We start from the raw sequence: 12,844 nt of genomic DNA on the forward strand, positions 1-12,844 counted from the left end.
GTGAAATTAACCAATCCGCTAAAAAGACCGAAACTTGTCAAAAAACCTGTTCAAATTACTGCAAAAAAATCGTTTGATGTTAAAGCCTTCGCCGAGAGCTTTAAATCACTAGACCAAAATAATTATGGTAGCTGGCCTGTGCCTGTTAAGGTTACCGTCTTGCTATTTATGGTCGCTGTTATCGCCTTTTTAACTTGGTTTTTACCGATTAGTACCAAACGTGAGGAGATTGCCGCTGCCGAAGCCGAGCAGCAAACCTTGCTCGATCAATATCGCCAAAAAGAATCCAAAGCACGTCATTTAAAAGAATATCAAGCCCAAGTATCAAAAATGCAGTCTGATTTTAAAGAACTGCTCAATCAATTACCCAAAGACACCCGTATTTCTGACCTAGTGGATGGGATTAATATGGTTGGTGTGGGCAGTAATGTCAAATTTCAGGATATTAAAGTTGAGCCAGAAGTGTCCCAAGAGTTCTTTATTGAGCAGCCAATTCGTATTGCCGCTTTAGGGGATTATCACCAATTTGGGTCATTCATTAGTGGGCTTGCTAAATTACCTCGCATTATTACCCTGCATGACTTTGAAGTCACCAACCCTAGTCCTAGCTTAGACAAGCTACCAGAAACCAATCTTGTTTTGAACGTTAAAACTTATCGTTCAAAAGAGCTAAATGAAGAAGAATTGAAAAAGGCACAAAAAGATAATCAAAAAAATGCCGCTGGGTCTGACAATAAGGAAGCAAATAATGGCGATAAATAAAAAACAGCTCACTATTTGCTTAGCGCTATTAGCCCTATTATCTGGCTGTACTGACCGTGTCGGTTTGGCAGAGCAAAAAATGCAGGACATCCGTCAACAGCCCGCGCAACCGGTAAAGCCACCACCGACACCTGAAGTGGTACAAGAGTTTAATTACAGCGCTTCACAGCTGCGTAGCCCATTTATGCCACCTAGTTTAATGCTGCAGGCCAATCAAGTACAGCACATGCAAGGGGTCAGACCTGATGTGACCCGACTCAAAGAACCGCTTGAACAATTTGAGTTGAATGAGCTTACCTATAAAGGTACGATGGTGTCATCATCTGGCGAGGTATATGGTCTTGTTCAACGCCCAGATGGGGGCATTGCCAGTGTCAAAGTGGGTAATTATATGGGTAAAAATGATGGGCGTATTGCAGAGATTACGCCAACCCAAATTAACTTAATTGAAATCATACCAGACAGTCGTGTCGGCTATGTCGAAAAACCAAACTCAATTGTTGCCGCAGTTAGTCAATAAAACAAAGGGATAACTCAATGAATTTTAATGCCTATCCATTTCGAACTTCAACGTCTAAGCTAGCGGTAGCGATGAGTGCGATGTTAGTATCTAGCAGCGTGTTTGCAGCTGATACGATTAGAAATATCTCAGTTACCACGCCGAGCGCTGTGCTAACAGAACTCAATATCGACTTTGCTAATAGTGCTGTGACGCCGACGGCTTATGAACTTGCTTCACCCACACGACTGGTGTTGGATTTTCCCAATGTGAATAATCAAATTTCATCACGGATGCAAACTTATAACCAAGGCTATGTCAACAATGTCACCACGCTGACCAATGACAGTATGACACGTATGATTATTGAGTTGTCAAATCAAGCGACCTATAGTACGCGTGTGGTCAATAATCGCCTCGTTGTCTCCATGCAGCCGAAGGGAAGCACCCCTGCAGTAACCACCGTAGCTACCAATCCAGCAATCGTTACACCTGTGGTGACTACCCCAGTCGTTGTGAGTCAGCCCGCAGTAGTAGCGCCTGCTGTCGTCGTGACTGAACCTGTTCCTGTGATTGTCACGCCGCCACCCGTTGCCGTCGTGACCCAAACACCAAAAGTCGCGCCACCCGCCAATACCATGGTAGTCAAAGTCAATCCTTTATTAAATCCTGCTGCCGCCGTTGTTCAACAATACAACTATGATGGTCTAGCAGCGATTAATTTTAATGGTACCTCGAACGGCGGCGGTAATATTAGCGTTAATTTGGTAAATGACAGCATCCCTGTGGATGTGCAGCGCATGGGTGATGAGTTAGTCATTCGTCTGACAGGCGCCACCATTCCAAGTCGCCTGCAAAAACAAATGACCGTAGGTAATGGCTTGGTGCGTGATGTTATCGCAACCAACCAAGGACGCAATGGTGTGATTCGTGTTGCCATGACAGGCGATTATGACTATAAAGCCTTTCAAACAGGTAATCAGCTAAATATCAATATCGATCCCCCCAAACGTCTGCGCGAGCCGACCATTGAAGAGCGTACCTACAGCGGGGCACCTTTATCACTAGAGTTTCAAGATGTCAGCGTGCGGACGATTTTAGAAGTGTTGGCACAACATACCAATACCAATATCGTTGCCAGTGACAGCGTCAGTGGTAACATTACCTTGCGTCTGATTAACGTGCCTTGGGATCAAGCCTTAGATATTATCCTAAAAAGTAAAAATTTGGATAAACGGGTTAATGGTAATGTAATTTGGGTGGCACCCGCGGCAGAACTTGCCAAACAAGAAGCCGATGAGTTAAAAGCCCAGCAAGAGAAAAAAGTATTAGACCCACTGCGTACCGAATATATTCGACTCAACTATGCCAAAGCAGAAAATGTACGAACATTGATTGAAGCAGGCAGAGCAACATCCGATCGCTCCAGCGGCAGTACATCACTGTTAACAGACAGAGGTACAGTCACAATCGATACCAGAACCAACACCTTGATTGTTAAAGACACCGCTGAAACCATCAGCAACATCCGTGATTTGATTAGCAAAATCGATATTGCTGTCAAACAAGTGATGATTGAAGCCCGCATTGTGACCGCTAGTGATGCTTTCACCAAAGAGCTTGGGGTGAAATGGGGCATTTTATCGCAAGGCGTGCACAGTAATCGTAATTTATTAGTGGGTGGTTCTGAGCAGACCATATGGGATCTTAAGAAATATAGTATGCAATCAATGACCGTAAATGGGCAAACTGTTGATTATCCTTCATACACTATTACACGACCTGACAACCTTAGTGTCAATTTAGGTGCAGCTAACCCTGCAGGACAAATTGCCTTTGGCTTGTTGAGCATTTCAGATTTACTATTAGATTTAGAATTGTCAGCCATGCAAGCGGATAACAAGGGTGAAGTCATCTCCAGTCCAAAAGTGCTAACTTCTGATAAACAAACCGCCAAAATCATGTCAGGCACGCAAGTCCCTTATCAAGAGGCGTCGGCTAGTGGCGCAACCTCTACATCCTTTAAAGATGCCGCACTTAGCTTAGAAGTTACTCCAAATATAACACCTGAAGGAAAGATAGGATTAGAGCTATTAATTGAGAATGGCACACCTAATTATTCTACTAATCCAGTTTCTATAGATAAGGATTCGATTAATACGAGTGTAGTTGTCGATGATGGTCAGACTGTGGTTTTGGGTGGAATATTTAAAAATATTCTAGGAAATAATGTTACAAAAGTGCCTTTCTTAGGGGATTTACCTTATGTTGATCGCTTCTTTAAACGCACCTCAAAAACCAATAACAAGCAAGAATTATTGATTTTTGTGACCCCAAAATTGGTGAATGACACGGGTCGTATCAATTAATTGAGAATTCAACAGACGTTTTGCATAACAAAATAGTGTTATAGCGCATTGCCACAAATCACAGTATAATGTTTTCAATATATTATAGAGTGATTTGTGGTTTTTTTATGGAGTGTAATCAACCTAAGCCGTTAATTATTTTGATTGGTCCGATGGGTGCGGGTAAGACCACAATTGGTAAACTGTTGGCGCAGCAACTTGGGTTTACGTTTTATGACAGTGATCAGGAAATAGAACGGGTCTCAGGCGCGAGTATTAGCTGGATTTTTGAAAAAGAGGGTGAAGTAGGGTTTCGTCAACGCGAAACACGTGTGCTTGATAAACTAACCCAGCTCGATCATATCGTACTAGCCACAGGCGGTGGCGCAGTTACTATCGCTGAAAATCACCATTTTTTAAAACGTGGTATAATCATCTATCTGCGGGCAGAAGTTGACATTCAATATGAACGCACTTGTCGTGACCGCAACCGTCCGTTATTACAAATAGACAATCCTAAGCAAAAGCTAACCGAACTGTTTTGTAAACGTGACCCAATTTATCAGCAGCTTGCTGACATCACCATTGTTACGGGTCACAGTTCCCCAAAAAAAATGGTGCATGACATTTTGCTGCAATTGCAAGACGCCAATATAACCGTCTAAATGTAGCACTCTCGATATGACAAGCTAATTGATGACAACCTGCTAGATGACAAAAAGATAACATTGATATGAGTACTGCCATGCGCCGTGAGTTAATTGTCCATACACGTTCACACGACTATCCCATTTTTATTGGGGAAAACCTCATCGAAACCTTTGATTTTGCTGACTATATTGGCGGCAAACAAGTATTGGTTGTCACCAATGAGACAGTTGCACCCTTATATCTTGATAAACTCGTTGCACGTCTGCCTGCCGATAAACTCATTAAAACTTGTATTTTACCTGATGGTGAGCAATATAAAACCCAGCAAAGCATTGATCATATTTATGATCAGTTGATGGAAAATCACTTTAATCGTGACTGTACGCTGATAGCCCTTGGCGGTGGCGTCATTGGTGATATGGTGGGTTTTGCGGCAGCAAGTTTTATGCGCGGTGTGAATTTTATTCAAATTCCCACAACTTTGTTATCGCAAGTGGATTCTAGCGTGGGCGGCAAGACAGGCATCAATCATCGCTTGGGCAAAAATATGATTGGCGCGTTTTGGCAGCCGCGTCTTGTTTTGGCAGATATGACCACCTTAAAAACCTTGCCACCGCGTGAACTATCAGCAGGGTTAGCAGAAGTGATTAAATACGCGTTAATCGGCGATGTGGGGTTTTTGGCTTGGCTTGAAACCCATATGACATCGTTACGCGCGCTCGATTTGAATTTGTTAGCCCAAGCTGTACTGATTTCTTGCCAGCATAAAGCAGATATTGTGGCGCAAGATGAGTTTGAAGCCAACACGCGTGCGCTACTTAATTTTGGTCATACCTTTGGGCATGTGATTGAAACGCATGAAGGTTATGGCAATTGGCTGCACGGTGAAGCAGTCGCGGTAGGTATGATTCAAGCGATGCAGTTGTCACAAAAACAAGGTTGGCTCAGCGCGGATGATGTTGACAGAGCTAGCTCTTTAATCGCTCGTGCTGATTTACCCACCCATCCGCCAGTCATTGAGGTCAATACAGCACTGGATTTGATGGGTCATGATAAAAAAGTCAAATCCGGCAAAATTCGTCTAGTATTACTAGAAAAATTGGGACAAGCGGTATTGACTTCAGCGTACGATCCAGCGTTACTGACAGACGTGCTGGCTTTGACTGATAAAGCTAATTGATATAAATTTTATAGATGGGTTAAAGCGTCCTATCGGGCGTTAATCTTACCTCGGACAGAAGGTTGTTTTATGGTGCATTCTTTATCTACGCTGTATCGTTCATGGGCATTTAAAGTGACCACTTGGCTGATTTTAGCGGCGATTGCAGGCGGCTTGACGGTCATGGTGTGGATTGCCTCTGCGGTAAAGCCTGCCAAAAGTGCGGTGAAAGCGGCGAGTAATGCTAATCTAAATCAAGATCCCACCGCGCTACTATTGGCCAAACCACCTGAAGAGCTTAATACCAAAGTTAGACCCCTCAAATTTGATGCGGTGATTCGTGATATGCGCAACTATCCCAAAGAATTCAAGGACAGTCGCTTTATCAAGGCCAATAACGGCAAATGGACAGTTCAAGTCATGAACGTGGTGGAGCACGAAGTGGTCACCGATTACCTAAATAGCCGTGACGATCGTGATAAATTTAATTATTTTCGTATCGTCGATGCCCATAACCAAAAACGCTTTGTCGTCACCTATGGCGTATTTGGCTCAGTACAAGAAGCGGTTGGCGCGGCTAAAGTAGTGAATTTTAATTTACCAAAAGAGGTCAAAGCATTTCCTGAAGAATTTAAAATGTATGCCCCGCAAATGGATGAGTATGAAGTCGCGCCGCCCCTTCGTGATGTGGGTAAGACAGCCGCGCGAGAAGTCAAACTAAACGCCACACCAAAATTATTGCCTGCGCCAAAAGCCAAAGTTGAACGGCAACCACAAGCTGCGACTTCCACAGCAGCAGAACCAAAACGCGTAGCACCAAAAACTAGCATTGAAAAGTCAGTCAATCCGCAAGAGACTCTTTCTATCCAAGAAGGTAAAGTGATTGCTGAAAGCAACAGTAACGACTCAAATGTTACCCGTTCAGAACCAAAAGTTATCAATAGCAAGAACGATAATGCTGACGTCAAACCCAAACAAACCCACAGCAAGCCGTCTGAAGAAAAGCCAAAATCCAAAGATGCCTCAAAGGATAGCATGGGCGAGTTAATCAAGCAGAAGTCCCAAGCCAACTAGTGACTTTAGACGAATTGGTTAGTTTTGGGATTCAAATAACAGTGGATTTTTTCACCCTTTTTCGTTAATATAACGAAGGGTATCATTTTTATTTCTTATGGTACATATAGATAACAAACATGACGGTTATCTATTCCAATATTTTATGATTCAATAGCAAACATTGCACATATTTATAGTATGCCCATTTCTTTGCTACCAGCTTGTTAAGGGAACACGCTTATGTCTTTAAATCAGTATTCAGATCAGCATAATCTTTACCAACCCGATGTGTTCAAAGACAACTGTGGGTTTGGTTTGATTGCGCATACCCATGGTGAAGCTAGTCATGACTTAGTACAAACAGCGATTCATAGTTTAAGCTGTATGACCCACCGCGGTGGCGTAGCAGCCGATGGTAAGACAGGCGATGGTTGTGGTCTATTGATTGCGACGCCCAAAGTATTTTTTAAAAAAATCGCTTCAGACAATGGCTTTACCCTAAACGAAATTTTTGCCGTCGGCACAGTATTTGTTAACCTTGATAAAGCATTAGCACAGCATAGCCAAGATACCCTAAGCCAAGCGATTGAAGCACAAGGTTTGCTAGTCGCTGGCTGGCGTGATGTGCCGGTTGATTTAAGTATCGTGGGTGACATTGCCCGTGAATCACTCCCAGGCTTTAAACAAATTTTAGTTAATTGCCCAATCAATATGGACGAGGCAACCTTTAACCGTAAATTATTCGTTGCACGCCGCAAAGCAGAAATCGCACTAAAAGATGACCCGTTGTTTTATGTGACGTCATTGACTTCACAAGTGGTTATCTATAAAGGCTTGGTCATGCCTGCCGATTTGCCCGCATTCTTCTTGGATTTGCAAGACGAACGTTTGGCGTCACACATTGTGGTATTCCACCAACGTTTCTCAACCAATACCCTGCCAAGATGGCCACTAGCCCAGCCTTTTCGCTATCTTGCCCACAATGGTGAATTAAACACGATTGATGGTAACCGTGACTGGGCAGTCGCTCGTACGCCAAAATTTGTCACCGATTTGATTCCAGAGCTGCAAGAATTACAACCACTAGTCAACCGTGTGGGCTCTGACTCATCAAGCTTAGACAATATGCTTGAAGTACTGGTGTCAGGGGGCATGGATTTATTCCGTGCGCTTTCTATCCTTGTGCCGCCAGCATGGCAAAATGTTGACACCATGGACATGGATTTACGCGCGTTTTATGAGTTTTACTCACAGCACATGGAAGCGTGGGATGGCCCAGCCGGTCTAGTGATCCAAGATGGTCGCTATGCGGTTTGTATGCTTGACCGCAATGGTTTACGTCCCTCACGTTGGGTGACTACCAAAAATGGCTATATCACCGTCGCTTCAGAAATCGGTACTTGGGATTATCAGCCTGAAGACGTGATTGCTAAAGGTCGTGTCGGACCGGGTCAAATGCTAGTGATTGACACCGAAACTGGTAACATCATGGACACCAAAGCAGTGGGTCGTCAGCTGAAAAAAGCCCATCCATATCGCCTATGGTTACGGGAGAATGCGGTACGTCTACGGGATGATGAACAGCTAGAAGAAAAAGCTTACGAGCAACGTGAAACGGGCGAGAATCTGCTAGCACTGCAAAAAATGTTCCATATCACCAATGAAGAACGTACAGAAATCATCCGTCCTTCAGCCGAAAACGGTCAAGAAGCCGTTGGTTCGATGGGGGATGATACCCCGATGGCAGTACTGTCAAAACAAGTTCGTCACGTCGCTGATTTCTTCCGTCAACAATTCGCTCAGGTTACCAACCCACCAATCGATCCTCTGCGCGAAGCGATTGTGATGTCATTGGAAACTTGTTTGGGTAGCGAAAAGAATATTTTTGAACCCACGCCAGACCACGCCAACCGTATCGTGTTGTCATCGCCTGTGTTGTCATCGAGCAAAATGATGCAACTACGCAGCGTCACAAAACCAGGTTTTGAAATTGAGACCATTGATTTAAATTATGATGAATCAATGCCATTAGAAGATGCCATCAAACACATCTGTGAGCAAGCTGCACAAGCGGTAAGCGCAGGTAAAGTATTGATTGTATTATCTGACCGCAATATTGAAAAAGGTAAAGTACCTGCCAATGCCATTATGGTGACGGGTGCGGTGCATCATCACTTGATTAATGTGGGTTTACGCGCAGATGCCAACTTAATCATCGAAACAGGTTTGGTACGTGATTCGCACCAATTAGCGGTCTTGTTAGGGTTTGGTGCTACCGCGGTTTATCCATACTTGGCTTACAATGTGATTGCAGACTTGGTCGATAAAGGCGACTTGTTGGGTGATCCGCTTTACGCCAAAAATAACTTCCGCAAAAGCTTGGACAAAGGCTTATTAAAAATCCTATCAAAAATGGGTATTTCGACTGTCTCTTCTTACCGCGGCGCGCAATTGTTTGAAGCCGTGGGTTTATCAGAAGAAGTGGTTGAGCTTTGCTTTACTGGTGTTGAAAGCCGTATCTCAGGTGCCACGTTTGACGATTTGGCGATTGACCAACAAATCTTGGCAAAAAACGCATTTACCAAACGTGTACCGCTTGACCAAGGCGGCTTGCTAAAATTCGTCTTTAACAAAGAATACCACGCCTTTAACCCAGATGTGATTCAAGCGCTACATAAAGCGGTACGCACGGGCGACTACGACAACTACAAAGAATATGCGTCGATTGTCAACAGCCGCCCTGTAGCGACGTTACGTGATTTGCTGCAGTTAGATACCAGTAAATCCATCAGTGTTGATGACGTTGAGCCCATTGAACAAATTCTAAAACGCTTTGACTCAGCAGGTATGTCATTAGGCGCCTTGTCGCCAGAGGCACACGAGGCGATTGCAACCGCGATGAACACGATTGGCGGACGTTCAAACTCGGGTGAGGGTGGTGAAGATCCCACACGTTATGGCACGATTCGTAACTCAAAAATCAAACAAGTCGCCTCAGGTCGTTTTGGGGTTACGCCGGCTTACTTGCGTTCTGCAGAAGTGATGCAGATTAAAATCGCGCAGGGTGCAAAACCCGGTGAAGGCGGTCAGTTGCCCGGTGGTAAAGTAAATAGCTTAATTGCTCGTTTGCGTTACTCAGTGCCAGGTGTGACCTTGATTTCACCGCCACCGCATCATGATATTTATTCGATTGAAGACTTGGCGCAGCTAATTTTTGACTTAAAACAAGTCAATCCAAACGCGCTGGTGTCAGTCAAATTGGTGTCGCGCCCAGGTGTAGGCACTATTGCAACAGGCGTGGCAAAAGCGTATGCCGACTTGATTACCATTTCAGGGTATGATGGTGGTACTGCAGCGTCACCCTTGTCGTCAATTCACTATGCCGGTTCGCCTTGGGAACTAGGTTTATCTGAAGCGCACCAATCGCTTCGTGTCAACGGGTTACGTCATAAAGTACGCGTGCAAACGGATGGTGGTTTAAAAACTGGTTTAGATGTAGTTAAAGCGGCAATATTGGGGGCGGAAAGCTTTGGTTTTGGTACCACGCCAATGATTGCCGTGGGCTGTAAATACCTGCGTATCTGTCACTTAAATAACTGCCCAACGGGTGTGGCAACGCAAAAATCAGAACTGCGCGATGAGCATTTTATCGGTGAAGCCGACATGCTGATTAATTTCTTTAGATTTGTGGCACAAGAAACCCGCGAGTGGTTGGCGGCATTGGGCGTGCGTTCAATGGAAGAGCTTGTGGGTCGCACCGACTTGCTATCAGTCATGTCAGGTACTACCAACAAGCAACAACACCTAAACCTAGCGCCGCTATTATTTACCCATAGTAAAGGCGATGGCAAACCACAAACCTGCCAAGTTGAGCGCAATGAGCCATTTGATAAAGGCTTGCTTGCTGAACAAATGGTTATCGATATGATGGATACCATCAAATCAGCCAAAGGCGGTGACTTTAGTTATCGTATTGGCAACTGTGACCGTTCTATCGGTGCGCGTATCTCAGGGGAGATTGCTGCGCTGCATGGCAATAATGGTATGGCAAGCGCGCCAATCAACTTGCACTTAACCGGTACTGCGGGTCAAAGTTTAGGTGTGTGGAATGCAGGCGGCTTGAACATTAAGCTTGAAGGCGATGCCAACGACTACGTCGGTAAAGGCATGGCAGGGGGTGAAATCGTGATTTACCCACCAAAAGGCTCGACGTTTGCTAGCCAGCAAACCGCTATCATCGGTAACACCTGTCTGTATGGTGCGACAGGCGGTCATCTATATGCAGCAGGTACTGCCGGTGAACGTTTTGCGGTTCGTAATTCAGGTTGTTTTGCGGTGGTTGAAGGTACCGGTGACCACTGCTGTGAATACATGACGGGTGGTGTGGTGACGGTGTTGGGTAAAACAGGGCTAAACTTCGGTGCTGGTATGACAGGTGGTTTTGCTTATGTGCTTGATTTAGATGGCGATTTCTTTGATCGTTGTAACCATGAGCTTATCGATATGCATCGTATCTCAAGTGAGCAAACAGAAAATCACCGTATCAACTTGATGTCGATTATCAAAACACACGTGGCAAAAACAGGTAGCCAATGGGGTCAAACCATCCTTGACGACTTTGAGCATTATGTTCGTAAGTTCTATTTGGTCAAACCAAAAGCTGCGAACATTACTTCGCTACTAAAAACGACCATGGCAGACCCACAATAAGCGATTGTGTCGCATAATTTGATGATATTGGATTGCTAAAGGTAGCGCGTGACAAGCGCTCTACCTTTAACTTAAATTTTAAAAGTTCGCTGTCAAGCAGGTCGGTATACAGTGAATCGCTGGATACCACTCACTTAGGAGCATTGCTTTAGGAGCATTGGGGCATGGCAAAACGATTACACAACGATTTTCAGTTTTTAGACGTCGCACGTGTCGACCCTTCAAAAAAAGACATTAATACCCGTACTCACGAGTTTGTTGAGATTTACTATCCATTTGAGCAAGACAAGGTAACTGACCAAGCGCACCGCTGTCTTGAATGTGGTAACCCTTACTGTGAATGGAAATGTCCCGTTCACAACTACATTCCAAACTGGTTAAAACTGGCTACCGAAGGTCATATTTTCCAAGCGGCAGATTTGTGTCACCAAACCAACACGTTGCCAGAAGTCTGTGGGCGAGTATGTCCTCAAGACCGTCTGTGTGAAGGGGCTTGTACCCTCAATGATGGCTTTGGGGCGGTCACAATTGGTAATGTGGAAAAATACATCACCGATACTGCGTTTGCGCTAGGCTGGCGTCCAGATATGAGCGGCGTGACTTGGACGGATAAAAAAGTTGCGGTGATTGGCGCAGGTCCTGCCGGTCTTGGCTGTGCTGATATATTGGTCCGTAATGGCGTCAAACCTGTGGTATTTGACAAACGTCCTGAAATTGGTGGACTACTGACCTTTGGTATTCCAGAATTTAAAATGGAAAAAAATGTCATGCGTCGTCGCCGCGAAGTCTTCGAAAGCATGGGCATTGAATTTCGTTTAAATACCGAGATTGGTAAAGAGGTCACCATTGATGAATTACTCTCTGAGTATGACGCGGTGTTTATGGGTATGGGTACCTATACCTATATGCGTGGCGGTTATGCCGGCGAAGAGTTATCTGGTGTGTATGATGCGCTTGATTTCTTAATCGCAAACGTCAACCGCTGCCAAGGTTGGGAAACGAACCCACAAGAGTACATCGACTTACAAGGTAAAAAAGTGGTTGTCCTTGGCGGTGGTGATACCGCGATGGACTGTAACCGCACCAGTATCCGCCAAGGTGCAACTTCTGTGACTTGTGCCTACCGCCGTGATGAAGAGAATATGCCAGGCTCACGCCGTGAAGTGCGTAATGCGCGTGAAGAAGGTGTACAGTTTTTATTTAACCGTCAGCCGATTGAAATTATCGGTTTAAACGGTAAAGTAACGGGCGTTAAAGTGGTGACCACTAAACTTGGCGAACCTGATAACCGCGGTCGTCGTAGCCCAGAGCCTATTCCCAACTCAGAAGAAATCTTGCCAGCCGATGCGGTGATTATGGCATTTGGTTTCCGTACTAGCCCTGCTGATTGGTTTACCACTCAAGGCATTGAGATGGATAATAGCGGACGGGTGATTGCACCTGAGTTACAAACCTATAAATACCAAACTAAGAATCCAAAAATCTTCGCAGGTGGCGATATGGTGCGGGGTTCAGACTTGGTGGTAACCGCGATTTGGGAAGGTCGTGAGGCCGCTAAAGGTATTCTAGATTACCTAGATGTTTAAGCATGAACCTTCTTTAGCTAAGAATTGCTGTTAATTACGCCAAAAAAACCCAATATTGATTGGGTTTTTTTAC

8 protein-coding genes are annotated in these 12,844 nt (G+C 44.7%); all 8 read left to right on the forward strand.

All coding sequences use genetic code 11. The features are described 5' to 3' along the window. The 8 genes from LAJ61_RS08075 (at position 1) to LAJ61_RS08110 (ending at position 12,771) form a co-directional block, all read left to right on the forward strand. Entirely contained in the window at positions 1-762 is a 762-nt protein-coding gene (locus LAJ61_RS08075; protein WP_224053503.1) for a type IV pilus inner membrane component PilO, read from the forward strand. Continuing rightward, entirely contained in the window at positions 749-1,282 is a 534-nt protein-coding gene (locus tag LAJ61_RS08080; protein WP_224053504.1) for a pilus assembly protein PilP, read from the forward strand. The genes LAJ61_RS08075 and LAJ61_RS08080 overlap by 14 nt, the downstream gene beginning before the upstream one ends. 17 nt (positions 1,283-1,299) lie before the next feature. Beyond that, positions 1,300-3,630, forward strand: coding sequence for a type IV pilus secretin PilQ (pilQ, locus tag LAJ61_RS08085; protein WP_224053505.1), 2,331 nt, complete (start codon positions 1,300-1,302; stop codon positions 3,628-3,630). Positions 3,631-3,737: 107 nt separating this feature from the next. Beyond that, positions 3,738-4,274 (forward strand): shikimate kinase, encoded by a 537-nt coding sequence (locus LAJ61_RS08090; RefSeq protein ID WP_160002372.1) that lies wholly within the window; start codon positions 3,738-3,740, stop codon positions 4,272-4,274. Positions 4,275-4,342: 68 nt separating this feature from the next. Further along, positions 4,343-5,440 (forward strand): 3-dehydroquinate synthase, encoded by a 1,098-nt coding sequence (aroB, locus tag LAJ61_RS08095; RefSeq protein ID WP_224053506.1) that lies wholly within the window; start codon positions 4,343-4,345, stop codon positions 5,438-5,440. A 69-nt stretch (positions 5,441-5,509) separates the two neighbouring features. Beyond that, positions 5,510-6,493, forward strand: coding sequence for a hypothetical protein (locus tag LAJ61_RS08100; RefSeq protein WP_224053507.1), 984 nt, complete (start codon positions 5,510-5,512; stop codon positions 6,491-6,493). A 222-nt stretch (positions 6,494-6,715) separates the two neighbouring features. Continuing rightward, entirely contained in the window at positions 6,716-11,185 is a 4,470-nt protein-coding gene (gene gltB, locus LAJ61_RS08105) for a glutamate synthase large subunit (RefSeq protein WP_224053508.1), read from the forward strand. A gap of 164 nt (positions 11,186-11,349) precedes the next feature. After that, entirely contained in the window at positions 11,350-12,771 is a 1,422-nt protein-coding gene (locus tag LAJ61_RS08110; protein WP_224053509.1) for an FAD-dependent oxidoreductase, read from the forward strand. Positions 12,772-12,844: the final 73 nt, after the last annotated feature.

This window comes from Faucicola osloensis (assembly GCF_020041925.1).
GTDB classification, from domain to species: domain Bacteria; phylum Pseudomonadota; class Gammaproteobacteria; order Pseudomonadales; family Moraxellaceae; genus Faucicola; species Faucicola osloensis_D.

Coding starts and splice junctions, on each gene's coding strand:
- LAJ61_RS08080 (WP_224053504.1), top strand. CDS start 749: ATGGCGATAAATAAAAAACAGCTCACTATTTGCTTAGCGCTATTAGCC.
- pilQ (WP_224053505.1), top strand. CDS start 1,300: ATGAATTTTAATGCCTATCCATTTCGAACTTCAACGTCTAAGCTAGCG.
- LAJ61_RS08090 (WP_160002372.1), top strand. CDS start 3,738: ATGGAGTGTAATCAACCTAAGCCGTTAATTATTTTGATTGGTCCGATG.
- aroB (WP_224053506.1), top strand. CDS start 4,343: ATGAGTACTGCCATGCGCCGTGAGTTAATTGTCCATACACGTTCACAC.
- LAJ61_RS08100 (WP_224053507.1), top strand. CDS start 5,510: ATGGTGCATTCTTTATCTACGCTGTATCGTTCATGGGCATTTAAAGTG.
- gltB (WP_224053508.1), top strand. CDS start 6,716: ATGTCTTTAAATCAGTATTCAGATCAGCATAATCTTTACCAACCCGAT.
- LAJ61_RS08110 (WP_224053509.1), top strand. CDS start 11,350: ATGGCAAAACGATTACACAACGATTTTCAGTTTTTAGACGTCGCACGT.